Origin of the sequence: Amycolatopsis sp. NPDC051716 (assembly GCF_040681595.1) — a bacterium.
Lineage (GTDB): Bacteria > Actinomycetota > Actinomycetes > Mycobacteriales > Pseudonocardiaceae > Amycolatopsis.
The window spans coordinates 98,854-122,033 of sequence record NZ_JBFAZA010000029.1; the positions used below are offsets into that span (position 1 = coordinate 98,854).

General features: G+C 71.0%; 25 protein-coding genes. 9 read left to right on the forward strand and 16 right to left on the reverse strand.

What is annotated here, in order from left to right; translation table 11 throughout:
• Positions 1 to 77 precede the first annotated feature (77 nt).
• The 4 genes from der to AB0M30_RS33045 form a co-directional block, all read right to left on the reverse strand.
• Complete coding sequence (gene der / locus AB0M30_RS33030; protein WP_364592003.1) at positions 78 to 1,538, reverse strand: ribosome biogenesis GTPase Der; 1,461 nt, start codon at positions 1,536 to 1,538, stop codon at positions 78 to 80.
• Positions 1,539 to 1,555: 17 nt separating this feature from the next.
• Positions 1,556 to 2,215, reverse strand: coding sequence for a lysophospholipid acyltransferase family protein (locus tag AB0M30_RS33035; protein WP_364591909.1), 660 nt, complete (start codon positions 2,213 to 2,215; stop codon positions 1,556 to 1,558).
• Positions 2,212 to 2,916 (reverse strand): (d)CMP kinase, encoded by a 705-nt coding sequence (cmk, locus tag AB0M30_RS33040; protein ID WP_364592006.1) that lies wholly within the window; start codon positions 2,914 to 2,916, stop codon positions 2,212 to 2,214. Before cmk ends, AB0M30_RS33035 begins: the two co-directional genes overlap by 4 nt.
• Before the next feature lie 90 nt (positions 2,917 to 3,006).
• Entirely contained in the window at positions 3,007 to 3,573 is a 567-nt protein-coding gene (locus AB0M30_RS33045) for a TetR-like C-terminal domain-containing protein (RefSeq protein WP_364591912.1), read from the reverse strand.
• A gap of 91 nt (positions 3,574 to 3,664) precedes the next feature.
• On the opposite strand from AB0M30_RS33045, the gene AB0M30_RS33050 reads away from it, so the two are divergent.
• From AB0M30_RS33050 to AB0M30_RS33060, 3 genes are read left to right on the forward strand one after another with little or no spacing between them, the layout of a single operon-like run.
• Positions 3,665 to 4,033 (forward strand): DUF4267 domain-containing protein, encoded by a 369-nt coding sequence (locus tag AB0M30_RS33050; protein WP_364591915.1) that lies wholly within the window; start codon positions 3,665 to 3,667, stop codon positions 4,031 to 4,033.
• A 37-nt stretch (positions 4,034 to 4,070) separates the two neighbouring features.
• Positions 4,071 to 4,553 carry a cation:proton antiporter regulatory subunit gene (locus AB0M30_RS33055; RefSeq protein ID WP_364591918.1) on the forward strand — a complete coding sequence of 161 codons (483 nt, stop codon included), beginning with the start codon at positions 4,071 to 4,073 and terminating at the stop codon, positions 4,551 to 4,553.
• An 8-nt stretch (positions 4,554 to 4,561) separates the two neighbouring features.
• Positions 4,562 to 5,755 carry a cation:proton antiporter gene (locus AB0M30_RS33060; protein WP_364591921.1) on the forward strand — a complete coding sequence of 398 codons (1,194 nt, stop codon included), beginning with the start codon at positions 4,562 to 4,564 and terminating at the stop codon, positions 5,753 to 5,755.
• Positions 5,756 to 5,766: 11 nt separating this feature from the next.
• On the opposite strand, the gene AB0M30_RS33065 is transcribed toward AB0M30_RS33060, so the two are convergent.
• Together AB0M30_RS33065 and AB0M30_RS33070 are read right to left on the reverse strand one after the other, a co-directional pair.
• Positions 5,767 to 6,126 carry a hypothetical protein gene (locus AB0M30_RS33065; protein ID WP_364591923.1) on the reverse strand — a complete coding sequence of 120 codons (360 nt, stop codon included), beginning with the start codon at positions 6,124 to 6,126 and terminating at the stop codon, positions 5,767 to 5,769.
• 82 nt (positions 6,127 to 6,208) lie between these two features.
• On the reverse strand, positions 6,209 to 8,056 hold the full coding sequence (locus AB0M30_RS33070; protein WP_364591926.1) for a Xaa-Pro dipeptidyl-peptidase: 1,848 nt from the start codon (positions 8,054 to 8,056) through the stop codon (positions 6,209 to 6,211).
• Positions 8,057 to 8,123: 67 nt separating this feature from the next.
• Between AB0M30_RS33070 and AB0M30_RS33075 the strand changes: the two genes are divergently transcribed.
• Entirely contained in the window at positions 8,124 to 8,936 is an 813-nt protein-coding gene (locus AB0M30_RS33075) for an SAM-dependent methyltransferase (protein WP_364591929.1), read from the forward strand.
• Positions 8,937 to 8,956: 20 nt separating this feature from the next.
• Here the strand turns inward: AB0M30_RS33075 and AB0M30_RS33080 are convergent, their stop codons facing one another.
• From AB0M30_RS33080 to xerD, 6 genes are all read right to left on the reverse strand, one after another.
• Positions 8,957 to 9,709 (reverse strand): pseudouridine synthase, encoded by a 753-nt coding sequence (locus AB0M30_RS33080; RefSeq protein WP_103338605.1) that lies wholly within the window; start codon positions 9,707 to 9,709, stop codon positions 8,957 to 8,959.
• Positions 9,696 to 10,697 carry an SMC-Scp complex subunit ScpB gene (scpB, locus tag AB0M30_RS33085; protein ID WP_364591932.1) on the reverse strand — a complete coding sequence of 334 codons (1,002 nt, stop codon included), beginning with the start codon at positions 10,695 to 10,697 and terminating at the stop codon, positions 9,696 to 9,698. The genes AB0M30_RS33080 and scpB overlap by 14 nt, the downstream gene beginning before the upstream one ends.
• Positions 10,694 to 11,590, reverse strand: a complete 897-nt coding sequence (locus tag AB0M30_RS33090; RefSeq protein WP_364591935.1) for a segregation/condensation protein A — start codon at positions 11,588 to 11,590, stop codon at positions 10,694 to 10,696. Before AB0M30_RS33090 ends, scpB begins: the two co-directional genes overlap by 4 nt.
• A complete protein-coding gene (locus AB0M30_RS33095) occupies positions 11,590 to 12,009 on the reverse strand; it encodes a cobyrinic acid a,c-diamide synthase (RefSeq protein WP_103338602.1) in 420 nt (139 codons plus the stop codon). The genes AB0M30_RS33090 and AB0M30_RS33095 overlap by 1 nt, the downstream gene beginning before the upstream one ends.
• Positions 12,006 to 12,977, reverse strand: coding sequence for an AAA family ATPase (locus AB0M30_RS33100; RefSeq protein ID WP_364591938.1), 972 nt, complete (start codon positions 12,975 to 12,977; stop codon positions 12,006 to 12,008). The genes AB0M30_RS33095 and AB0M30_RS33100 overlap by 4 nt, the downstream gene beginning before the upstream one ends.
• Before the next feature lie 200 nt (positions 12,978 to 13,177).
• On the reverse strand, positions 13,178 to 14,080 hold the full coding sequence (gene xerD, locus AB0M30_RS33105; protein WP_103338639.1) for a site-specific tyrosine recombinase XerD: 903 nt from the start codon (positions 14,078 to 14,080) through the stop codon (positions 13,178 to 13,180).
• Positions 14,081 to 14,184: 104 nt separating this feature from the next.
• Here xerD and AB0M30_RS33110 point away from each other — a divergent pair, with 104 nt between their 5' ends.
• Positions 14,185 to 14,706: a DUF1707 domain-containing protein gene (locus tag AB0M30_RS33110; protein ID WP_364591941.1), complete on the forward strand. Its 522-nt coding sequence runs from the start codon at positions 14,185 to 14,187 to the stop codon at positions 14,704 to 14,706.
• A 95-nt stretch (positions 14,707 to 14,801) separates the two neighbouring features.
• Here the strand turns inward: AB0M30_RS33110 and AB0M30_RS33115 are convergent, their stop codons facing one another.
• The 4 genes from AB0M30_RS33115 to AB0M30_RS33130 form a co-directional block, all read right to left on the reverse strand.
• Positions 14,802 to 15,431 (reverse strand): NUDIX hydrolase, encoded by a 630-nt coding sequence (locus tag AB0M30_RS33115; protein ID WP_364591943.1) that lies wholly within the window; start codon positions 15,429 to 15,431, stop codon positions 14,802 to 14,804.
• The gene (locus AB0M30_RS33120) at positions 15,428 to 17,128 is read right to left on the reverse strand and encodes a CTP synthase (RefSeq protein WP_364591946.1); all 1,701 of its coding nucleotides are present in this window, start codon (positions 17,126 to 17,128) and stop codon (positions 15,428 to 15,430) included. Before AB0M30_RS33120 ends, AB0M30_RS33115 begins: the two co-directional genes overlap by 4 nt.
• A gap of 89 nt (positions 17,129 to 17,217) precedes the next feature.
• Positions 17,218 to 18,378 (reverse strand): acyltransferase, encoded by a 1,161-nt coding sequence (locus AB0M30_RS33125; protein ID WP_364591948.1) that lies wholly within the window; start codon positions 18,376 to 18,378, stop codon positions 17,218 to 17,220.
• Between the two features lie 205 nt (positions 18,379 to 18,583).
• Positions 18,584 to 19,237, reverse strand: coding sequence for a GntR family transcriptional regulator (locus AB0M30_RS33130; protein WP_364591951.1), 654 nt, complete (start codon positions 19,235 to 19,237; stop codon positions 18,584 to 18,586).
• A gap of 149 nt (positions 19,238 to 19,386) precedes the next feature.
• On the opposite strand from AB0M30_RS33130, the gene AB0M30_RS33135 reads away from it, so the two are divergent.
• The 4 genes from AB0M30_RS33135 to AB0M30_RS33150 all read left to right on the forward strand — a co-directional run bounded on the left by AB0M30_RS33135 (position 19,387) and on the right by AB0M30_RS33150 (position 23,180).
• A complete protein-coding gene (locus AB0M30_RS33135) occupies positions 19,387 to 20,808 on the forward strand; it encodes an NCS1 family nucleobase:cation symporter-1 (protein ID WP_364591954.1) in 1,422 nt (473 codons plus the stop codon).
• Positions 20,805 to 21,512 carry an aspartate/glutamate racemase family protein gene (locus AB0M30_RS33140; protein ID WP_103338594.1) on the forward strand — a complete coding sequence of 236 codons (708 nt, stop codon included), beginning with the start codon at positions 20,805 to 20,807 and terminating at the stop codon, positions 21,510 to 21,512. Before AB0M30_RS33135 ends, AB0M30_RS33140 begins: the two co-directional genes overlap by 4 nt.
• Positions 21,513 to 21,603: 91 nt before the next feature.
• A complete protein-coding gene (locus AB0M30_RS33145; protein ID WP_364591957.1) occupies positions 21,604 to 22,869 on the forward strand; it encodes an alginate lyase family protein in 1,266 nt (421 codons plus the stop codon).
• A 137-nt stretch (positions 22,870 to 23,006) separates the two neighbouring features.
• Positions 23,007 to 23,180: a hypothetical protein gene (locus tag AB0M30_RS33150; protein ID WP_364591960.1), complete on the forward strand. Its 174-nt coding sequence runs from the start codon at positions 23,007 to 23,009 to the stop codon at positions 23,178 to 23,180.

Consider the following 23,180-nt stretch of genomic DNA (forward strand, 5'->3'; position numbering starts at 1 on the left):
GACATCCGCCGTGTCGACCCGCTGATCACGCGTGTCGACTCCCCAATCACGCGTGTCGTCCGAAACGGGTCAGGAAATCACCGGGTTCGGGCGGCTTTTCCGCCGACCTTCGGCTTCGCCTTCTTTTCCCGGACCCGCACATTCACCCGGACGGGGCTGCCGGTGAAGCCGAACTGCTCGCGGAACTTGCGCTCGATGAACCGGCGGTAGCCCGCCTCGAGGAAGCCGGTGGTGAAGAGCACCAGCGTCGGCGGGCGGATGCCGGCCTGCGTCGCGAACAGCACCTTCGGCTGCTTGCCGGACCGGACCGGCGGCGGGGTGGCCGCGATCAGGTCGGACAGCCACGCGTTGAGCTGGCCGGTCGGCACCCGCTTGTCCCAGGAGGCCAGCGCCGTGCGCAGCGCCGGCGCCAGCTTGCGCACCGAACGGCCGGTCAGCGCCGAGATGTTGACCTTCTCCGCCCACGGCACGCGGACCAGGCCGCGGTCCAGCTCGCGGACCATCGCGTAGCGGCGGTCCTCGTCGACCAGGTCCCACTTGTTGAACGCCAGCACGCAGGCCCGGCCGGCCTCGACGACCATGGTCAGCACCCGCAGGTCCTGCTCGGACAGCGGCTCGGCCGCGTCCAGCAGCACGATCGCGACCTCGGCCGCGTCGATCGCGGTCTTGGTGCGCAGCGAGGCGTAGTACTCGGCACCGGCGGCGAAGTTGACGCGCTTGCGCAGGCCCGCCGTGTCGACGAACCGCCAGGTGTCACCGTCCAGCTCGACCAGCGAGTCGACCGGGTCGACGGTGGTGCCGGCCACCGAGTCGACGACCGAGCGCTCCTCGCCGGAGAGCTTGTTGAGCAGGCTCGACTTGCCGACGTTCGGCTTGCCGACCAGCGCGACGCGCCGCGGCCCCGACGTCGCGGCGCCACCCTCGCGGGGCGACTCGGGCAGGGCCTTGAGGATGGCGTCGAGCAGGTCGCCGGAGCTGCGGCCGTGCAACGCGCTGACCGGGTGCGGCTCGCCGAGGCCGAGCGACCACAGCGACGCGGTGTCCGCGAGCAGCCGGTCGTCGTCGACCTTGTTGGCGGCCAGCAGCACCGGCTTCTTCGAGCGGCGCAGCACCCGGGAGACGGCCTCGTCGGTGGCCGTGGCGCCGACCGAGGCGTCGATGACCAGCAGGACCGCGTCCGCGGTCTGCATGGCCAGCTCGGCCTGGGCGGCGACGGAGGCCTGCAGCCCGGTCGCGTCCGGTTCCCAGCCGCCCGTGTCGACCAGGGTGAACTTGCGGCCACCCCAGTAGGCGTCGTAGGCGACGCGGTCGCGGGTCACGCCCGGCACGTCCTGCACGACGGCTTCGCGCCGGCCGAGAATGCGGTTGACCAGCGTCGACTTGCCCACGTTCGGGCGGCCGACGACGGCGAGCACCGGCTGCGCGAGCGCGGCCTCCTCGGCCAGCTCGGCGGCCTCGATCTGCGCGTCGAGCGCGGCGAACTCGGTCTCTTCCGACCAGGTGCCGTCGACTTCGCCGACGCTGTCCAACTCTTCCATCACTGACCCAATTTCCCTTATACCGCACCGAATCCGTGTTCGGCACGCCAGTCGTCCAAAGTCTTCACGAGCGCCGCGAGCTCACCGCGCAGCTCTTCGGTGCCCTGGTCGAGCCCGGTCTTCCCGGGACCGACCTTGAGCGAGAACGGCTCGCCCACGAGGATGTCCACCCGCGGCCGGAACCGCCGTCTGCCGTCGGCCGGCTTGAGCGTGCCCCGCGTCGCGACCGGGAGCACGGTCGCGCCGGAGGCCCGGACCAGCCAGGCCGCGCCGCGTTCGGCCGCGCCGACGTCCCCGGTACCGCGGGTGCCTTCGGGGAAGATCCCGACGACTCCGCCGTCCTTCAGGACGCCGACCGCGGTCAGCAGCGGCTTGCGGTCGATCTCGCCGCGCTTGAGCGGGATCTGCCCGATCGCCAGCATGAACTTGCCGACGATCCCACCGAACATCTCGGCCTTGACCAGGAACGCCGAACGCCGCGGAAGCATTCCGAAGATCAGCTGCGGCTCGATCATGGAGCTGTGGTTGGCGATCACGAGCAGCGACCCGGTGGCGGGGACGCGCTCGCGGCCGTGCACCCGGATGCGGAAGGCCGAGCGCAGATAGTACCGGGCGAAGACCCGCCCGGCGTCGTGGAGCCTGCCGACGGATCCCTGGGGGAGTCCGTCAGCGGTCATCGCACTACCTCGGCGTTGCACCCCGCCAGCAGACCGCGGTGGCTGGCCAGCTCACTGAGAGCGACGATCACCTGGTCGATCGACAGCTCGGAGGTGTCGACCGGCACGGCGTCGTCGGCCGCGCGCAGCGGCGAGGCGGCACGGGTCGAGTCGAGGTGGTCGCGGCGCTCGACGCTCGCCCGGGCGTCGGCGACCGACGACTGGCGCCCGGCCGCGGTGTCCTGGGTGCTGCGGCGCGACGCGCGGACGTCGGCCGAGGCGGTCAGGAAGACCTTGAGCGGCGAGTCCGGCGCGACGACGGTGCCGATGTCCCGGCCCTCGACGACGATCCCGCCGCGGTGCGCCACGACGTCCTCGATGATCTGGCGCTGCCGCGCGACCAGCAGTTCCCGCACGTGCGGGACGGCGGACACGGGCGAGACGGCCTTGGTGACCTCGGGCCCGCGGATGTCCGCGGCGACGTCGGCGCCGGCCAGGCGGATCTCGGGCCGGTCGGGGCTGGTGCCGATGGTGAACTCGGTCCGGTCGGCCAGCGCGGCGACGGCGTTCGCATCGGCCGGGTCGACGCCGGCGCGCAGCACGGCGAGGGTGACCATCCGGTACATCGCGCCGGTGTCGAGGTAGCCGGCCCCGAGGCGCTGGGCGAGCTTGCGGGCGACGGTGGTCTTCCCGGTCCCCGACGGGCCGTCCAGCGCGACCACACCACGTAGGGCTCCCGTCACCAGCACTCTCCTCGCGTTCTCGTCTCGGTCGGCTCGGCGTCCATTCTGCCGGTCGGGCCCCGGAGGAGATCAGTCGCCCCGCGCGCCGAAGCGCGCCACCACCAGTGCGAGGCGCTCGTCACGGTTCTCCGGGGACAGCCGGCGGCCGCGATCCAGCGTCACGAGGCCGTGCAGCGTGCTCCAGAACACCTCGGTCAGCACACCGGCGTCCTGCTCCCCCGCCACCGGCTCGATGACCGCGAGCAGCTCCGCGAAGTTCGCCTTCATCACCTCCGGGGTGTCGTCCCGGGCGAACCGCAGCTCGGACGCGAGCGTGAACATCGCGTCGTAGAGCGCCGGTTTCGCCTCGGCGTACCCGATGTACGCGCCCGCGATTCCGGCCAGCCCACCCTCGCGCGCTCCGGCCAGTGCCGCGGCCAGCTCGGCGAAGCCCTCCAACGCGGCCGCGGTCATGATCGCGTCCTTGCCGCCCGGGAAGTGGCTGTAGAGCACCGGCTGGCTGTACTCGATCAGGCCCGCGAGCCGCCGGGTGGTGACCGCGTCCCAGCCTTCCGCCTCGGCGAGCTCCCGGGCCGCGGCGACGATCCGCTGCCCCCGCTCGGTCCGGTCGCGCACACGCCGTTGTCGCTGGGTCATACGTCACATGCTAGCACTGCTAGACAAACTAGCGCCGCTAGATTAGCGTTGCTAGCAATCCTAGCAACGCTAGAAAACTGGAGGGAACACCATGCTCGTCACCGGCTACATCCTCGTCGGGATCGTCTCGCTCGGGATCATCTACGTCGGCCTCAACTACGTCTTCGCGCCGAAGAAGATCGCCGCCGGCTTCGGCTTCACCGAGGTCCCCGAGAACGCCGACACGTTCTTGAACGTCAAGGGTGGCCGCGACATCGGGGCCGGCCTGGTCCCGCTGACCCTGATGATCTACGGCGACCCGCGCGCGCTGGGCTGGGTCATCCTCGTCGCGGCCCTCTGGCCCGTCTTCGACATGCTGATCGTCCTGCGCCACCGCGGGAAGAAGGCCATCGCCTTCGGCGTCCACGGCGGGACCGCCGCCGTGATGGCCGTCGCGGGCCTGCTTCTGCTGCTCGGCTGAAATCCCGCGAATCGGACACCTGGGTTACGGTGGTTGGGTGAACGTCGAAGTAACTCCCCTGCCCGGCATCGGGGTCCGCAAGGACTTCGCCACCCGTACCGGCCGCCGCATCGGCGTCGTCACCCAGCGGGACGGCCACATCGAGCTGATCGTGTCCAAATCGGACGATCCCGATGCCTGCGCCGCCTCGATCCCGCTCACCGCGGACGAGGCCGGCGCGCTGGCCAACCTGCTCGGCGCGCCGCAGCTGGTCGCCCAGCTGACGGAGGAGCACCGGGACCTGCCGGGGATCAGCACGCGACAGCTGCCGATCCAGCCGTCCGGACCGTTCGACGGCCGGACGCTCGGCGACACCGCGATGCGCACCCGCACCGGCGTCTCGGTGGTCGCGGTGGCGCGGGCCGGGCAGGTGCACCCGTCGCCGACGCCGGACTTCACGTTCACCGGCGGCGATCTGCTGGTCGCGGTCGGCACGAGCGAAGGCCTCGAAGCCGCCGCCAAGATCCTCAAGTACGGCTGAGCGGTGCGATGAACCACACCGCGCTGTCCCTGATCGAACTGGGGGCGGTCTTCTTCGTGCTGGGCGTCCTCGGCCGCCTGGCCGGCAAGATCGGCCTCTCCCCCATCCCGCTCTACCTGCTCGGCGGCCTCTGCTTCGGGCAAGGCGGGCTGATCCCGCTGACCGACATCGGCGGCTTCACGCACCTGGCCGGCGAAATCGGCGTCGTGCTGCTGCTCCTGCTGCTCGGCCTCGAGTACTCCGCGGCCGAGCTGTTCACCGGGCTGCGCCGCTCGTGGACGGCGGGCCTGCTCGACATCGTCCTCAACGCCGCCCCCGGCGCGGCCGTCGCGCTGCTGCTGGGCTGGGGCCCGGTCGGCGCGATGGTGATGGCGGGCGTCACGTACATCTCGTCGTCCGGGATCGTCGCCAAGGTGCTCGGCGACCTCGGCCGGCTCGGCAACCGCGAGACGCCGGTGGTGCTCTCGATCCTCGTGTTCGAGGACCTCGCGATGGCGCTCTACCTGCCGATCCTCACCGCGGTGCTGGGCGGCGTCTCCCTGCTCGGCGGCCTGGAGGCCGTCGGCATCTCGCTGCTGGTGATCACCGTGGTGCTGGTCGTGGCGCTCAAGTTCGGCCGGTACGTCTCGGCGGCCGTCGACAGCCCGGACCGCGAGGTGTTCCTGCTCAAGGTCCTCGGCGCGGCGCTGCTGGTGGCCGGGCTGGCGTCGGCGATGCAGGTGTCGGCGGCGGTCGGGGCGTTCCTGCTCGGCATCGCGATCTCCGGCTCCACGGCGGAGAACGCGACGCGCATGCTGGAACCCCTGCGCGACCTGTTCGCCGCGGTGTTCTTCGTCGTCTTCGGGCTGAACACGAACCCGGCGTCGATCCCGCCGGTGCTCGGCTGGGCGATCGTGCTGGCGGTGGTGACGACGCTGACGAAGGTCGGCACCGGCTGGTGGGCGGCGCGGCGCCAGGGCATCGGCCGCCTGGGCCGCGCGCGGGCCGGCGCGGCCCTGGTCGCGAGGGGCGAGTTCTCGATCGTCATAGCGGGGTTGGCGGTGACGGCGGGCGCGGTGGACGGCGAGCTGGCCGCCCTGGCGACGGCGTACGTGCTGCTGATGGCGATCCTCGGCCCGACGGCCGCCCGGGTCGTCGAGCCGATCGTCCGCACCCTGCAACGCAAATCGGCCACGAAGGCAGCCACCGCCGAGGCGAACTGACGGCTGCCGGATCAGAAGGTGAAGGTACAGCCCGTCGCGACCAGGTCCGTCCCGCTGTTGGAGTACGCGGTGCACGTCGCCGTGATGTTGTAAAAGTAATGGTTGTACGGCTGCTGGGTCGAGATGGCGTTGAAGGTGGCGATCTTGAAGACGTACGGCGAACCCGCGTCGGAGAATCCCGTGCACGACGTCCCCAGGTGGATCGGGGACAACGGGAAGGGCCAGCCGGGAGGGCCGATCGAGTATCCCCCCGCGCAGGACGTCGTGGTCGCCGCCGAAGCGGCCGGTGCGGAAGCCAGTGACAGCACACCGGCCGCCGCCACGACGACAGCAGCGGCCCACGTGGTGCTCGGCTTCATCCGGTCCGGCATGGCGGCTCCTCGTTGCGCGGCAAGGGAAATTCGAGCCTAGCACCGGATTTCCCGAGCGAAATCGGCCTTCCGGGGCAACCGACTAGCGCAGGTCAGCCCGGCCCGCCGACGGCACGAACGCGCCGCCGCCGGCCGGGGCCGGGTGGGTCGTCGCGGCGGGCGGGATGCCCAGCAGCGGGACCGACACTGACGTCCGCGCCAGGTCCAGGGTCACCCGGCCCGGCTGGGCCGGCCCGCGGATGAAGCTGCCGTCCGTGCCGCCGACGATCAGCGCCAGTGCGTGGCCGCGCGGCACGACGTGGTCCGTGGACGCCAGCCGGAACGTCATCGTGTACGCCGTTCCCGGCGTCAGCGGTCGTTCCTGGGACAGGGACGCGTAGTTCGCCAGGTCCGCCCAGCCGCGGCTGAGGATCGTGTAGTTCACCTTCCTCGCGTCCGCCGTCGCGACGCGGTAGCAAGCGTCGTCCCCGGACGTCGACGAGCCCCAGCAGGTCTCCGACGTTCCCGTCTTGATCCCCTCGCCGCTGCCCGCGAAGTTGCGGATCGTCGCCGGGCCGAGGTCCACGAGCAGGGCCGACAGCCGCGCCGACGACGTGCTCGGCGTCGCCGTCACGGTCACCGACGAAGTTCCCGAGACCTGCAGGTCGGACGCGAGCGTCCCGGTCGAGTAGGTCAGCGCGGCCGTGCCCGGATTGGTCACCCAGGTGTCCTCGCCGAGGCCCGGGTTGTCGGTGAACGACGCCGTGCCGGACGCCGCTCCCGTGCCGAGCGTGCCGGACGCGTGTGGCCGCAGGGTCGTCGCCACCGCACCGGCCGCCGGGTACGCGCTCTGGTCCGCCCACTGGTCCGGCTGCCGCTCGACGCTGGCCTGCGGGCCGTTCTGGACGCCGTTGTCGATCCCGAGCAGGTAGTGGTCGAACCACCGGTGCAGCAGGTCGACCCAGTCCGCGCGCCGGTAGTCGAACGGGTCGACGTGCCCGGTCTGCGACAACCAGATCTTCTTCTCCACGTTCAGCCCGGCCCACCACTGTCCGAAGTGGATGGTCTTGACGTTGAGGTCGTTGACGCCGTGGGACAGCAGCACGCTGGCGCGCACGTTCCGCGCGTTCGTCACGTAGTCCCGCGCCGCCCACAGCGGCCCGTAGTCGCCGTTCGCCGTCGCGCCCTGCCGGAGGAGCTGGTTCTGCGCCGAGCAGTCCTGCCCGCTGTTGCGGTCCTCGACGGTCTGCGCGAGCCCCACCGGGCTGGAGCCGAAGGTGGCGCCGTCGGAGCGGTAGTAGTCGTACCAGGAGCTGATCGCCGAAATCGGGACGATGGTCTTCAGCCCGGCGACGCCGGTCGCCGCGACGCCGTTGGCGATGGTGCCGTCGTAGGACTTGCCGATCATCCCGACGTTCCCGGTGCTCCAGCCCGCGGTCACCGCGCTGCCGCCGGTCTTCGCGGTGTAGCCGGTCGCGCGGCCGTTCAGCCAGTCGACGACCTTGCGGGCCGAGTCGACGTCCGAGGCGCCGCCGACGTCCGTGCAGCCGGCCGACCGGTTCGTCCCGGCCAGGTCGACCAGCACCACGGCGTAACCCCGCGGCACGAAGTAGTTGTCGTAGAACAGCGGGAACTTCACCGGTTTCCCGGCGCTGTCGTAGGACTTCAGCTCGCTCTCGTTGCCGCGCCCGCAGCACGAGTAGTACGGGCTGGCGTCCATGATCACCGGAACGCGTGACGCCGCCGCTTCACCCGGCCGGACGATGTCGGCGGCGACGCGGTCCGGGCGGCCGTCGCCGTCGCCGTCGCGGCCGATGTCGACCCAGACGGTTTCGCGGACCGCCTTCGCGTAGTCGTAGACCGGTTCGCTCCCCGCGGGGGCCGCGGCGGCCGGGGCCACCGCGCCGGACAGGAGCACCGCGAGGACGCCGCAGACCACACCGAGTCGCATACCGGTCACGCTAGCGAGCCGGGGCCGGAGCCTGCTACGGCGGAAAGTCGGGCGTACGTTGGAAATCGTGACCGAGTCCTTGCCCGCGGTGAGCGTCACCGCCGTCGGTGTCGCCGCCCTGCGCGCCTACGAAAGCCGCCGCCCGGACCGCCTGTTCGACGACCCGTACGCCGCCGCGTTCCACGCGGCGGGGAGCGCCGTGCTGCCCATCGCGCCGGGCGAAACCCCGCAGGGCGGCCTCGGCGCGCTCTTCGCCCGGCAAGTGGCGATCCGCACCCGGTTCTACGACGACTACCTGCTGGCCGCCGGCTGCTCGCAGGTCGTGGTGCTCGCCGCGGGGCTCGACGCGCGCGCCTTCCGGCTCGGCTGGCCGCCCGGCGTGCGGTTGTTCGAACTCGACCTGCCCGAGGTCCTCGCCTTCAAGGACGAGGTGCTGGCCGCCCAGGGCGCCGTGCCGGCGTGCGAGCGCGTCGTGATCCCGGCCGATCTGCGCGACGACTGGGCGGGTGCGCTGCGAGGGGCCGGGTTCGACCCCGGCGTCCCGGCCGCGTGGCTGGCCGAAGGCTTGCTGGTCTACCTGTCCCGCGAAGACGCCGAAGCGATGCTCACGACCGTGGGCGAGCTCTCCGCGCCCGGCAGTCAGGTGGCGTTCGAGCACCGGACGGCCGAATCACGGGACCGCCTGCTCGCCCGGGCCGAGGCGACACCGGGCGCCGAGCGGGTCACCCGCCTGTGGCAGGGCGGCCTCGGCGACCGGGCGCCGGAGTGGCTGCGCGGCCACGGCTGGGAACCGGCGATCGTCTCCCACGCCGGACTGGCCGCGAAGTACGCCCGCCCGGGCGACGACGCACTCGACGGCTTCATCACCGCCGTGCGGTGACCACCGGGCTTGCCCGGTCGTCAGAGCTCGACGTTGCGGTAGAGCGCGCCGACCTCGCCCTTCGTCAGCCGCCGGATCGAGCCGACGCGCTGGTTGCCGAGCTGGACGTCGCCGACCGCGGTGCGGACCAGCTTGAGCACCGGGTGGCCGGTGTCCTTGAGCAGGCGGCGCACGATGTGCTTCTTGCCCTCGTGGATCACCAGCTCCACCAGCGACTTGCCGGAGTGCATGTCCTTGACGCGGAACTGGTCGACCTTGACGATGCCGTCCGGCAGCTCCCAGCCCTTGCGCAGCTCCTTGCCGAGCCCGCGCGGGACGAGGCCGTCGACCTCGGCGAGGTAGGTCTTGAGCACGCGGTACGACGGGTGCATCAGCCGGTGCCCGAGGTCGCCGTCGTTGGTCAGCAGCAGCAGGCCCTCGGTGTTCTCGTCGAGCCGGCCGACGTGCACGACACCGGGCGTCTCCTCGTAGCGGCCGCGCAGGTAGTCGCCGACGCACGGGCGGCCCCGGTCGTCCGACATCGTCGAGTGCACGCCCTTGGGCTTGTTGAGGGCGAGGTAGATCAGGTCGTCGCGCAGGTTCACGCGGGTGCCGTCGACGTGGATGATCGCGGCGTCCGGGTCGACGCGGCGGCCCAGCTCGGTGACGACCTCGCCGTCCACCTCGACCCGGCCGGCGACGATCAGGTCCTCCGCCGCGCGCCGGGAGGCGACCCCGGCCTGCGACAGCACCTTCTGCAGCCGGACGCCGTCGGGGTGTTCACTGGATGTCATCGATGGTGTCCACTTCGGGTAGCAACGGAGCGATGGCGGGCAAGTCGTTCAGTGACGACAGCCCCAGTCGCTCCAGGAACAGCTCGGTCGTCACGTACAGCGTGCCGGTCGTCTCGGGATCGGTCCCCATCTCTTCGATGAGGCCGCGCGCGAGCAGCGTCCGGATCACGCCGTCCACGTTCACGCCGCGCACCGCGGCGACCCTGGCGCGGGTCACCGGCTGCCGGTACGCGATCACGGCGAGGCTCTCCAGCGCGGCCCGGGTCAGCTTCGACCGCTGGCCGTCCAGCAGGAGCTTCTCCACGAACGGGGCATAGACGTCCCTAGTGTAGAACCGCCACCCTTCGCCGACTCGCCGCAGGTCGATCCCGGACGCCCGGTCGGTGAACTTCTGCGCCATGGTCCGCAGCGCGACGACGATCCGCGACTTCGGCTGGCCGAGGGTGTCGGCCAGGAGTTCTTCCCCGGCGGGCGAGTCGACGATGAGGAGCAGCGCTTCGAGGGCGGCTTCGAGGGCCTCGTCGGAGGTGACGTCGGGCATGGAGTCGGCGTCCCCGGCGGCGACCAGGCCGGACTCGGGATCGGCCGCTTCGGCGGGCTCGGCCGCGGCTTCCGCGGCAGGCACCTCCGGCTCGGCAGCGGCTTCCGCGGCAGGCACCTCCGGCTCGGCAGCGGCCTCCGCGGCAGGCACCTCCGGCTCGGCAGCGGCCTCCGCGGCAGGCACCTCCGGCTCGGCAGCGGCCTCCTCGGCAGGCACCTCCGGCTCGGCAGCGGCTTCCGGCTCAGCCGGCGCATCCTCGCCCTGCCCAGCAGCAGCTTCAGGCTCGGCGGCAGCTTCGTCCTCGGCCAGCGGCTCCACCGGGTCGCCGTCCTCGGTCACCGGCTCGCCGGAGAGGGCCTCGTCCAGGGCCAGCTCCGCCGCGGCCTCCGCCGGCTCGCCGGTGGGCGGCTCGGGCGGGGAAACCTGCTCGTCGTTCTCGGGGTTCACCCGTACTCCTCTTCGTCTCCGGCGGTGCGGTCCAGCTCGGCCGCCGCGGAGGCTTCTTCCTTCGAGCCGCCCGTCCAGCGGACGTGCAGCTCGGCCAGTGCCTCGCTCTGCTCGAACTGCACCGTCGCCTCGCGGTACAGCTCCAGCAGCGCCAGGAAGCGCGCCACGATCTCCACCGTGTGCTCGCAGTCGTCGACGAGCTCGCCGAACGTCGCCTGGCCGCGTTCGGCCAGCATCACCCGCAGGATCGCCGCGTGCTCGCGCACCGAAATGCGGCCCATGTGGATGTGGGCGATCGACACCGTCGGCGGCGGCTTCGGCCGGAACACCGCCACCGCGATGTCGGCGAACTTCTGCGGCGTCACGCCCAGCATCACCTCGGGCAGCAGCCCGATGAACCGCTCCTCCAGCGCCACCGACCGCGGGTAGCGCCGCAGCGCGTTCTGTTCCAGCTCGCCGAACAGGGCTGCCACCTGCTTGTACGCGCGGTACTGCAGGATCCGCGCGAACAGCAGGTCGCGGGCTTCGAGCAGGGCGAGGTCGTCCTCGTTCTCCACCTCGGCCGACGGCAGCAGCCGCGCGGCCTTGAGGTCGAGCAGGGTCGCCGCGATGACCAGGAACTCCGTGGTCTCGTCGAGGTTCCAGTCGGTGCCCAGCGCGCGCGTGTACGCGATGAAGTCGTCGGTGACCCGGTGCAACGCCACTTCGGTGACGTCGAGCTGGTGCTGCGAGATCAGCTGCAGCAGCAGGTCGAACGGTCCTTCGAAGTTGGCCAGCCGCACCTTGAACTTCGACGTGCTCAGTTCTTCGGTGTCGACGCCTTCGGGGATCATCCCGCCGTGCACTGTCTGGTGCTCTTCGGGGACCTCCGGAGCCGGTGCCGGCTCGTCCATCAGTCCTCGGTTTCGCCGCCGTCTGAGCCGACCACCCGCAGCCGCTGCACCAGCACCGATTCCTCGCCGTTCTGGTCGAAGTCGGCCAGCAGCACCGCCACGGCCTCACGCACCAGCCGGCCGCGGTCGACGACCAGGTCGTGCTTCGCGCGCAGCGTCAGCCGGGCCTGCTCCATGGCGACGAGTTCGTCGCCGGAGACGTACACGGTGATCTTCGCGTCGTGCTTGGTCCGGCCCGATCCGTGCGGGGCCGCGCTGCGCGCGAGCTGGTCGGGCCGGCCGTTGCCCGCGGGCTTCGGCTGGGGCTTCTCGACGGGCTCGGGCGGTGCCTGGGGAGGGAGATCGAGGGCGGGGCTGGCGGTGCTGGTCGTAATCCTGAAGAGTTCCGACGCTCCGGGCAGGGAAGCGCGCCTGCTCACCGAGCGATCACCTCGCGGGCCAGTTGGCGGTACGCCGCCGCGCCGGCCGACTTGGGCGCCCAGGTCGTGATCGGCTCACCCGCGACCGTCGTCTCGGGGAACCGCACAGTGCGGTTGATGACCGTGTCGAACACGGTCTCGCCGAATGCCTCCACCACGCGAGCCATGACCTCCTTCGAATGCAGGGTTCTCGGGTCGTACATGGTGGCGAGAATCCCGACTATGTCCAGTTTGGGGTTGAGGCGTTCCTGGACCTTCTCGATGGTGTCGATCAGGAGGGCGACGCCTCGCAGACTGAAGAACTCGCACTCCAGCGGGATGATCACGCCGTCCGCGGCGGTCAGCGCGTTCACCGTGAGCAAGCCGAGCGAGGGCTGGCAGTCGACAAGAACATAGTCGTAGTCGTTCATGACCGGACGCAGGACCCGTAACAACGTGTGCTCGCGCCCTACCTCCGCGACGAGCTGGACCTCCGCCGCGGACAGGTCGATGTTGCTCGGCAGCAGGTCAACGCCGTCGACGCGGGTTTTCATCAGCACGTCGGTGGCGCTGACCGAGCGCTCCATGATGGCGTTGTAGACCGTCTGGTCCAGCTCGTGCGGCTGGATGCCGAGGCCGACGGCGAGCGCGCCCTGCGGGTCGAAGTCGACGAGCAGCACCTTGCGGCCGTACTCGGCGAGGGCGGCACCCAGGTTGATGGTCGACGTCGTCTTGCCGACGCCGCCCTTCTGGTTGCACATCGCCATGATCTTGGCCGGGCCGTGCCTGTCGAGCGGCGCCGGATCGGGGTGCTCGCGGATCGGGCGGCCGGTCGGGCCGATGCCCTCGAGCTTCACCTTCTTGCCGTTGCGCTCCGGCTGCTCGTCGCCGTCGTGGATCGCGGGCGTGGCGATGGTGACCTGGCTGAGGTTCGCCGCCGCCGACCCGGCGGACTCGGCCGGTACGGCCGGCTGGTTCGGTGTCGACATGGCGCGAAAGCTCCTTGTTCGTCAGCGTCGCCGCAGCCTATGTCCGGAGTCGGAGCCCCGGCAAAGCAACGCGCCGGACTCGACGGGTCAATGTCACTCGACCGTCGGTGCAGGCCGGCAAGGCCCTTCGGGGAAAACACAGCGGCGCGCAGCGCCTCCGTTGAGGGTGGTGGCGGGGGCATGGATGGATATAGGGCCGTCTAGCCCAACGCCCGCGGGTGCGCCGTGGCGTACACCTCGCGCAAGGTGTTGACCGTGACCAGCGTGTACACCTGGGTCGTCGTCACCGAGGCGTGGCCGAGGAGTTCTTGGACGACCCGGACATCGGCGCCCCCTTCGAGCAGGTGCGTGGCGAAGGAGTGGCGGAGGGTGTGCGGCGACACGACGGCGGTGATGCCCGCGCGCCCGGCGGTGTCCTTGAGGACCTGCCACGCGCTCTGCCGCGACAGCCGGCTGCCGCGGGCGTTGAGGAACAGCGCCGCCGTGCCCCGGCCGTGAGCCGCGAGCGCCGGCCGCGCGCGGACGGTGTAGGCGCTCAGCGCGGCGAGCGCCGGACGGCCGATCGGCACCAGCCGCTGCTTGCCGCCCTTGCCGTCGAGCAGCACGGTGCGCTCGGTGTCGTCGACGTCGTCGACGTCCAGGCCGACCGCCTCGGAGATCCGTGCCCCGGTGGAGTAGAGCAGTTCCAGCAGCGCCCGGTCCCGCAGCGGGCGCTCGCCGTCGGGCGGCGGGGTCTCGAGCAGCCGCAGCACGTCGTCGACCGGCAGCGCCTTGGGCAGCCGCTTCGCCGGCGTCGGCGGCCGGACTTCGCGGGCCGGGTTGTGCTCGGTGAGGCCCTCGGCGTGCGCGAACTTGTGCAGGCCCCGCACGGCGACCAGGGCGCGGGCGGCCGACGACGCGGCCAGGGGCTGGTGCTCGTCGTCGCCCTCGCGCAGGGCGGCACCGAAGGCCGTGACGTGCGCGGACGTGACGTCGGCGATCTTCGCGACGCCCAGGCCGTCCAGGTGCGCGGCGTACCGGCGCAGGTCGCGGGCGTAGCTGTCCAGGGTGTTGCGCGCCGTCCCGCGTTCGACGACCAGGTGGTCGAGGTACGCGGCGATCACGCCGTCGGTGCTGCCCGCGGCTACCACGCCGTCACCTTAGGCCGCGCGGCGGTCGTGACCCGGGAGAAACCCCGTTCCCGGCGGCACGCGGTTACCGTGGAGCCATGGGGTCCGACGAACTCCGCATCGGGACGGCCGAGCGCGAAGAAGCCGCGAGGCTGCTCGCCGACCACTTCGGCATGGGCCGCATCACGCCGGACGAGTACGAGACGCGGGTGACCGACGCCTACGCGGCGACCACCCTGGGCGACCTGCGGCCGCTGTTCCGCGACCTCCCGCAGCCGCACCCGGGGTTCTTCGGGGTGCCGCCGGCACCGCCGTACCCGCAGAACACCGCGCCGCTTCCGGTGTACGGGCCGGACCCGTACGCGCCACCGGTCCCGGTGCCGTACGCGCCGTCGATGCCCATGCCGTACTCGCCCCGGTCCAAGACGGTGGCCGGCGTGCTGCAGATCGTGTTGCCCTTCGGCGTCGGCCGGTTCTACACCGGCCAGACCGCGCTGGGCGTGGCTCAGCTCTTCGCCACGTTCTGCACAGGCGTCGGCGTGCTGTGGCCGATCATCGACGGCATCGTGCTCCTGGTCAACGGCGGCTCGGACGCCGAAGGCCGCCCCCTGCGCCCCTGACCGAGCGCCCCAATGTGGCCTTCGGTGCGTCTGACGCACCGAAGGCCGCCTTGGGTGCGTCAGACGCAACCAAGGCCACATTGGGGCGCTTCGGGTCAGGACTGCTTGCGCTTGGCGAACGCCGTCGGGCGGTCCTCCCACGGGGCGTCCGCCGGGCGGGCCGGAGCCACGCCGGTCAGCACCGCGTGGGTGGCCAGCACGCCGGAGACGGTGGCGCCGTTGAGCAGCTCGCCCGCCAGCGCCATCCGGACCGCCTCGGCGAGCGGGAACTTGCGGATGACCAGGTCCGCCTCCTCCTCGCCGAGCACCTCGCGGTCCACATCGGACAGCCCACGGGCCAGGAACACCCGCACGACCTCGTCGGTGAAGCCCGGCGACGCCGCGACGTCGACCAGGGTCACCCAGTCCGACGCGGCGAGGCCGACCTCCTCGACCAGCTCGCGCTTGGCCGTGCCGACCGGGTCCTCGCCGAGGTGGTCGATCAGGCCCGCGGGCAGCTCCCACAGCCGGTGCCCGATCGGGTGCCGGTACTGGTGGATGAGCGTGACCTGCTCGTCCTCGTCCAGCGCGACGATCGCCACCGCGCCGAGGTGCTCGATCACCTCGCGGACCGCGGTGTCCCCGCCCGGCATCACGACGTCGTCGACGCGCAGGCCGACGACGCGTCCGATGTGGACGTCCCGGCTGGCCGCGACGCTGAACTCGTGCTCGCCCGGCGCGGTCATCGGGCCGCCACCGGGGCCTCGGGCAGCTCGACCGGCAGCCGCTCGGCGACCTTGCGGTCGACGACGGCCTTGACGAACGCGCTGAACAGCGGGTGCGGCCGGGTCGGGCGGCTCTTGAGCTCGGGGTGTGCCTGGGTGCCGACGAAGAACGGGTGCTTGTCGGCGGGCAGCTCGACGAACTCGACCAGGCGGTCGTCCGGCGACGTGCCGGAGAACACCAGGCCCGCGTCCGCGAGCTGCTTGCGATAGGCGTTGTTCACCTCGTAGCGGTGCCGGTGCCGCTCGGAGACCTCGGTGGTGCCGTAGGCCTTCGCGACCTGCGAACCCGCCTTGAGCTTCGCCGGGTAGGCGCCGAGCCGCATGGTGCCGCCCATATCCCGCTCCCCCGCGACGACGTCGCGCTGGTCGGCCATGGTCGAGATCACCGGGTGCTCGGTGTTCTCGTCGAACTCCGACGAGCCGGCGTCCTCGATGCCGGCCAGGTGCCGGGCGGCCTCGATGACCATGCACTGCAGGCCGAGGCACAGGCCGAGCAGCGGGACGCCGCGGGTGCGCGCGTACTCGATCGCGCCCACCTTGCCCTCGATGCCGCGGATGCCGAACCCGCCCGGGATCAGCACACCGTCCACATCGGACAGCACCGAAGCGGCCCCGGACGCGGTCTGCGCGTCGTCGGAGGCGACCCAGACGATCTCGACCTTGGCGCGGTGGGCGAACCCGCCCGCGCGCAGGGCCTCGGTGACCGACAGGTAGGCGTCCGGCAGGTCGATGTACTTGCCGACGACCGCGATCCGCACGATCTCGTTGGGGTTGTGCACCCGGTCGAGCAGGTCGCCCCACACCGTCCAGTCGACGTCGCGGAACGGCAGCCCGAGGCGGCGGACGACGTAGGCGTCGAGCGCCTCGCCGTGCAGCACCTTCGGGATGTCGTAGATCGACCGCGCGTCCGGGCAGGCGATGACCGCCTCGGTGTCGACGTCGCACATCAGGCCGATCTTGCGCTTGAGGTCCTCGGGGATCTCCCGGTCGGCCCGGCAGACCAGCGCGTCGGGCTGGATGCCGATGTTGCGCAGCGCGGCGACCGAGTGCTGGGTCGGCTTCGTCTTGAGCTCGCCCGACGGCGCCAGGTACGGCACCAGCGAGACGTGCAGGAAGAAGCAGTGGTCCCGGCCGACGTCGTGGCGGACCTGGCGGCAGGCCTCCAGGAACGGCAGCGACTCGATGTCGCCGACCGTGCCACCGACCTCGGTGATGACGACGTCCGGCGACTGGCCGTTCTCGTCCGGCTCGGCGGCCGCGGTGATCCGCGCCTTGATCTCGTCGGTGATGTGCGGGATGACCTGCACGGTGTCGCCGAGGTACTCGCCGCGGCGCTCCTTGGCGATCACCTCGGAGTAGACCTGGCCGGTGGTGACGTTGGCCTTGCCGTCGAGATCACGGTCGAGGAACCGCTCGTAGTGGCCGATGTCGAGGTCGGTCTCGGCGCCGTCGTCGGTGACGAACACCTCACCGTGCTGGAACGGGTTCATCGTCCCGGGGTCGACGTTGAGATAGGGGTCGAGCTTCTGCATCGTGACGCGAAGCCCGCGTGCGGTAAGGAGCTGACCCAGGCTGGAAGCCGTGAGTCCCTTACCCAGAGAGGAGGCAACGCCTCCGGTGACAAAAACGTACTTGGTTGCCCGTGACTGAAGTCCCACGGGCCGCCAGCATATCCCACCGCTGCGGATCCGCGCGCTCAGACATGCCCGGGACCCCGGATATGACCTGAGCCACCCACCCGGGTGACTTAAGCCGCAACCTTCACCGGACGCAGCCGCGGCCGGCCGGTGAGCGCCCGGCTCCCCGGCAGCCGCCGCAGGACCTCCACGATCAGGACGGTCAGGGCGATCGTCCCCGCGTAGATGATCACGCTCAGCCACGGCGCGCCGAACCGCTCCGCGACGTGCGGGATCGCCGGGCCGAGCAGGGCGAGCGCGAGCGGGTGCACGAGGAAGATGCTGAACGACCGGTTCGCCGCCCACGAGACCACCCGGGCCCCGCGGCTGCCTTCCCGGCGGCGCGCCGCCCACCTCGTCGCCAGCGCGTAGATCGCCGCGATCACGGTGAGGAACCACGGGATCAGGTACGGCTGGAACGGGTCGCTGGCCACCTGCGGGAACGTTCCACTGTGGACGGTCCGGAAGTAGTACCACTCGGTGCCGCCCAGCACCGCCACCACCGCGCCGCCGAGCAGCAGCCGGTGCCGCCCGGCCCAGGCGTGCACGGCCTCGAAGTGCATGGCCACCACGGCGCCGAACAGCGTGTAGAACTGGTACGGCAGGATCGTGCCGTACAGGTGGGTGATCGTCTCGTAGCTCACGCCGAGCGGCTGGTAGGTCATGAACAGCGTCACGCCGACCTGCAGCAGACCGCTGCCGAGCAGCAGCCACTTGTGCTTGCCCCCGGTCGCCCGCAGCAGCTTCATCAGCGCCGGGAACAGCAGGTAGACCTGCATCGTCACGAGCAGGAAGTACAGGTGGTACCAGGCACCGCCGGTGACGAGGTCCTTGAGCAGCAGGCGCATCGACGCCTCGAGCGAGCCCGGCTGCTGCTCCCCGGTCACCAGGCCGTACGCCCAGAAGAACATCGACCACGCGAGGTAGGGCGTGGCGACCAGCGGGAGCCGCCGCCGCCAGAAGTCACCCGCGGTGATCTCGCGGCGGCGGTTCTGGAACACCAGCACGAACCCGGTGAGCGCGAAGAAGGCTTCCCGGGTGAAGTGCAGCGGCGTCTCGACGGCGTTGGCCCCGACGTCCTGCGCGAAGTTCGTCGCGCCCACCACGTGGATGAGGATGACGCAGGCGAACGTGACCAACCGGAAGAGGTCGATCTGGTGGAGGTAGGGCGCTTTGCCGCCCGGTCTCGTAGCGCGGGCGGGGGCCTCGAGCGTGGCCTGGGCAGTCGTCATCGTGCCGCCGATCCGGCACCGTCGTCGGCGTGGTTCACGTTGTCAGACTTGCCACCCATTCTGTGAATTTCCCATGAAGCCGCTGGGAAGCGCCTGTTGGCCGGGCAGTTCCGCATTGTCGGATATGCCACTGCCGCTCGAGGAGCGAGGGCTCCGCGACCATGTTAACGCGTGAGTTGTCAGGTACGCAGCGTGACCTTCGTCATCAAGCTGTGACCTGGGGAAAGAGCGACGTCAGCGTGACGTCCCGATTGACTCGCACGTGCTCCACCGCGGAAGCCTTGGCGCGCTCGGCGTCCCCCGACGCGATCGCCTCGTAGAGCCGCCGGTGTTCGTCGAGCAGTTCGGTCCAGTGCTCGTTCTGGCTCGTGAGCCAGCGGAGCCGGCCTTCGAGGGGCTGGAGCATGGTCGTCAGCAGCGCGTTGCCCGCGATGGCGACGATCTCGTCGTGGAAGCGCGAGTTCAGCGCGGTGATCCGGGCCGCGTCACCGCGGGCCGTCGCGCGGGCGGCGTCGGCGAGCACGCGGTCGAGCCGCTTCAGCTCCGCCGCGCCCGCGCGGGCCGCCGCCAGCCCGGCGGCCAGCCCTTCGAGGGCCTCCCGCACGTCGAACAGCTCCTCGACGTCGACCCGGGCCAGCTGCCGGACGACGACCCGGCGCGGCGACTGGACGACGAGGAACCCTTCGGCCTCCAGGCTGCGGATGGCTTCACGCACCGGGACGCGGGAGACACCGAGGTCCTCGGCCAGCTCGCGCTCCACCAGCCGGTCACCCGGGCGGAGCCGGCCGGTCAGGATCCGTTCGCGCAGCTCCTCGCGCACCCGCTGCCGGGTGGCCGCGAGGGGTTGCCGCTCGTTCACCGCGCCCCTCCTTCAACACCGCCGTAACCGGCCGTTACCCGAGTTTATCGGCCGGAGGGTTGACTCGGGCGGACGTCGGGGTGATATTTGGGATTCCAAAGTTTGGTATCCCAAATCGTCGTCGCCGCACGTCGATCGGAGGGCCCAGCATGACCGCCGCCCCGCTCACCGAACCCTCGCAGGAAACCACCCCGCCGCCCGATCCGCGCCTCTGGAACGAAGACCTGGGCCCCGCGAAGGAACGCCGGTGGAAGGTCTACGACATCTTCGCGCTGTGGATGTCCGACGTGCACAACCTCGGCAACTACACCTTCGCGGCCGGCCTGTTCGTGCTCGGCCTGTCGGCCTGGCAGGTGTTCACCGCGCTGCTGTTCGGGTTCGTCATCATCTACGCCGGCATGAACCTGATGGGCCGGATCGGCCAGCGCACCGGCGTGCCGTTCCCGGTCGTGGCGCGGATCAGCTTCGGCACGTTCGGCGCCAACCTGCCCGCGCTGATCCGGGCGGTCATCGCGATCTTCTGGTACGGCATCCAGACCTACCTCGCGAGCGTCGCCATCACGCTGCTCGTGCTCGCCATCGACCCGGGCCTGAAACCCCTGACCGAACACGGCTTCCTCGGCCTGCACGCGCTCGGCTGGATCTGCTTCGTCGCGCTGTGGGCGGTCCAGGCGCTGATCCTGACCCGCGGCATGGAGTCGGTGCGCAAGTTCCAGGACTGGTGCGGCCCGGCGATCTGGGTCGTGATGATCGCGCTCGCCGTCTGGATCCTCGCCGCCGGGCACTGGAACATCTCCTTCACCAGCAGCCCGAAGCAGCTGTCCACCGGCGAGCAGATCCGGCAGTGGTTCGGCGCGGCCGGGCTCATCCTGGCCACCTACGGCACGCTCATGCTCAACTTCTGCGACTTCTCCCGCTTCGCCCCGGACCAGAAGACCGTGCGGCGCGGCAACTTCTGGGGCCTCCCGATCAACTCGACGGCGTTCGCGCTGCTGTCGGTGGTCGTCACCGCGGGCAGCATGCAGGTGTTCGGCGAGGCGATCACCGACCCGGCGGAGCTGCTGTCCAAGGTGCACAACACGCCGGTGCTCATCGTCGGCGCGCTGACGTTCGCGGTCGCCACCATGGGCGTCAACATCGTCGCCAACTTCGTCTCCCCCGCCTACGACCTGGCCAACATCTGGCCCAAGCGGATCAGCTTCACCGTCGGCGGGATGATCAGCGCGGTGGCGGCCCTGTGCGTGCTGCCGTGGAAGCTGTACTCCTCGCCGGCGGTGGTCAACTACTTCCTCGGCGGGCTCGGCGCGTTCCTCGGCCCGCTGTTCGGCATCATGATCGTCGACTACTACCTGATCCGCCGCGGCAAGGTCGACGTCGCGCAGCTGTTCGTCGACGGCGGGAGCTACCCGCGGGTGAACCCGCGTGCGCTGGTGACGTTCTTCCCGACCGCCGCGCTCGCCGCGGTGATCGCGCTGGTGCCGTACTTCGCGCCGGCCGCGCCGTACTCGTGGTTCATCGGCACGGCGTCGTCGGCTGCCCTGTACTTCGCGGTTTCCAGGAAGCATCGATGAGGATCGTCGTCACCAACTGCAACACCACCGAGGCGATGACGAAGGAGATCGAAGCCGGGGCCCGCGCGGCCGCGAGCCCCGGCACCGAGATCCTCGCCCGGACGCCGCGCTGGGGCCCGGAGTCGGCCGAGGGCTGGCTGGACAGCTTCCTGTCCGCCGCGGCCGTGCTGGACCTGTTGCGGGGCCTGGACGAACCGTTCGACGCCGTCGTGCTCGCCGGCTTCGGCGAGCACGGCCGCGAGGGCGCGCGCGAGCTGCTGGACGTCCCGGTCGTCGACATCACCGAGGCCGCCGCGCACCTGGCCTGCCTGCTCGGCCGCCGCTACGGCGTGGTGACCACTTTGGACCGGACGTGCGGGCTGATCGAGGACAGCCTGCACACCGCCGGCGTGGCGCAGAACTGCGTCACGGTCACCGGCGCCGGGCTCGGCGTGCTGGAGCTGACCGACGGCCGCCGGACCGAGTCGGCGTTGCTCACCGCCGGCCGCCGCGCGCGGGACGCCGGGGCGGAGGTGCTGGTGCTCGGCTGCGCGGGGATGACCGGGCTGGACCGGAAGATCGCGACGATGCTGGACATTCCCGTCATCGACGGCGTCGCGGCCGCCGTCCGGCTCGCGGAGTCGCTGGTGGCGCTCGGGCTCAAGACGAGCCGCGCGGGGTCCTACGCGAAGCCGCTGGACAAGCGCCGCACCTGGCCTGATTGACACCCGCCGCTCCGCCCGGTCAGAATCCCTGCAGCCGTACCGCCGCCCGGTGACGAGTGGGGATTTTGACGTCCCCGAAAGGGCGGTCGAAGTGCGAAGGGTGTTGGGCGCACTGGCGTTGTCGATGAGCGTGGTCCTGGTCCCGGTGAGCGGGACGGCGGTGGCCGCGTCCCCGCCGCACACCGTCCTCACCGACGGCGCCAAGCTCGCGAACGTCAAGCAAGCGATCCGGGGTGGCCACGCGACCAAGGCCCAGCGTGACGCGCTGAAGGCGGTGCTGGCCAAGGCGGACACCGCGCTCACGGCCGGCCCGTGGTCGGTCATGGACAAGCCGTCCGCGCCGCCGAGCGGCGACAAGCACGACTACACGAGCCAGGCGCCCTACTGGTGGGCGAGCCAGCCGAAGACGCCGGAGAACCCGCAGGGCTGCCCGTACGTCAGCAAGGACGGCCAGCGCAACCCGGAGGCCGACGCGATCACCGACCACACCTACCGGATGTGGGCCTGGGACGCGATGTACTACCTCTCGCTGGCCTGGTACTACACCGGGGACGCGAAGTACGCGAAGCGGGCGGCGCTGGACATCCGGACGTGGTTCCTCGACCCGGCCACCCGGATGAACCCGAACATGACGTATTCGCAGATCGTGCCGTGCCGCAACACCGTGAGCGGCACCGGGATCATCGACTCCACCCAGTCGTTCAGCCAGCTGATGGACGCGTTCGCGCTCCTCGACGGCGGCGCGCCGGGCTGGACCGGGACGGACCGCTCCGGGATCAAGGCGTGGCTGACGCAGTACCTGAGCTGGATGCAGACCAGCCCGCAGGCCAAGCTGGAACTGGCCGCCACCAACAACCACGGCACGTTCCTCGACATGCAGAACGCGACGATCTCGGCGTACCTGGGGAAGCGGTCCGAAGCGAAGAAGATCGTGCTGGACGCCGAGCGGCAGCGGTTCCCGGTGCAGTTCGCCGCGGACGGCAGCCAGCCGCTCGAGCTCTCGCGCACGATGTCGTGGCACTACGTCAACTTCAACCTGACGGCGTGGGGCCGCCTGGCGGAGGTCGGCAAGAACCTGGGCGTCGACGTCTGGAAGTACCGGGCGGCGAACGGCGTGACGCTGCGGAAGGTCGTCGACCAGCTGATCCCGGCCGCGTTGCACGGTGCGGAAGTCTGGCCCCACCAGCAGATCGGCGTGTTCGACCAGTCGATCGCGGCGGACATCTTCCACGCGGCGGCCGAGGAAGCCCACGACACGGACGCGGCGAGGGCACTCAAGCAGATGCCGTTGCCCGCGGGCGGCGACACGTGGCCGGTGCGGGTGTCCTGCTTCCCGCTCGACCCGCCCCTGAAGTGAACCGGCCCCGCGCCGGCCGGGTCAGTTCCCGGCCGGCGCGGTGACGTGTCGGACTTCGACGGGCCGGTCGCGAACTACGGCAGCACCCAGCCGGGTTGCTACGAGTTCAAGACCCCGGGTCGCGCCGGCTACGGGGAGTGCATCAAGAACAACGCCGCTCGGCCAAGAACCTCACCAGCATCTGGGTGGTGAAGGTGTACTACAACAGCAACTTCGGCGGGTCGAACCACACCTACAACCCCGGCGGCGAGGGGGATCTGGGCAGCCTCGCCGCCGAGAACGCTTCACACGAATACGAGCTCGTCAGCTGA

Excerpts from the sequence above, each read along its gene's own strand:
- der (WP_364592003.1), bottom strand. The coding sequence starts at position 1,538 with ATGGAAGAGTTGGACAGCGTCGGCGAAGTCGACGGCACCTGGTCGGAA.
- AB0M30_RS33035 (WP_364591909.1), bottom strand. The coding sequence starts at position 2,215 with ATGACCGCTGACGGACTCCCCCAGGGATCCGTCGGCAGGCTCCACGAC.
- AB0M30_RS33045 (WP_364591912.1), bottom strand. The coding sequence starts at position 3,573 with ATGACCCAGCGACAACGGCGTGTGCGCGACCGGACCGAGCGGGGGCAG.
- AB0M30_RS33050 (WP_364591915.1), top strand. The coding sequence starts at position 3,665 with ATGCTCGTCACCGGCTACATCCTCGTCGGGATCGTCTCGCTCGGGATC.
- AB0M30_RS33060 (WP_364591921.1), top strand. The coding sequence starts at position 4,562 with ATGAACCACACCGCGCTGTCCCTGATCGAACTGGGGGCGGTCTTCTTC.
- AB0M30_RS33065 (WP_364591923.1), bottom strand. The coding sequence starts at position 6,126 with ATGCCGGACCGGATGAAGCCGAGCACCACGTGGGCCGCTGCTGTCGTC.
- AB0M30_RS33070 (WP_364591926.1), bottom strand. The coding sequence starts at position 8,056 with ATGCGACTCGGTGTGGTCTGCGGCGTCCTCGCGGTGCTCCTGTCCGGC.
- AB0M30_RS33080 (WP_103338605.1), bottom strand. The coding sequence starts at position 9,709 with ATGACATCCAGTGAACACCCCGACGGCGTCCGGCTGCAGAAGGTGCTG.
- AB0M30_RS33090 (WP_364591935.1), bottom strand. The coding sequence starts at position 11,590 with ATGGACGAGCCGGCACCGGCTCCGGAGGTCCCCGAAGAGCACCAGACA.
- AB0M30_RS33100 (WP_364591938.1), bottom strand. The coding sequence starts at position 12,977 with ATGTCGACACCGAACCAGCCGGCCGTACCGGCCGAGTCCGCCGGGTCG.
- AB0M30_RS33110 (WP_364591941.1), top strand. The coding sequence starts at position 14,185 with ATGGGGTCCGACGAACTCCGCATCGGGACGGCCGAGCGCGAAGAAGCC.
- AB0M30_RS33115 (WP_364591943.1), bottom strand. The coding sequence starts at position 15,431 with ATGACCGCGCCGGGCGAGCACGAGTTCAGCGTCGCGGCCAGCCGGGAC.
- AB0M30_RS33125 (WP_364591948.1), bottom strand. The coding sequence starts at position 18,378 with ATGACGACTGCCCAGGCCACGCTCGAGGCCCCCGCCCGCGCTACGAGA.
- AB0M30_RS33135 (WP_364591954.1), top strand. The coding sequence starts at position 19,387 with ATGACCGCCGCCCCGCTCACCGAACCCTCGCAGGAAACCACCCCGCCG.
- AB0M30_RS33140 (WP_103338594.1), top strand. The coding sequence starts at position 20,805 with ATGAGGATCGTCGTCACCAACTGCAACACCACCGAGGCGATGACGAAG.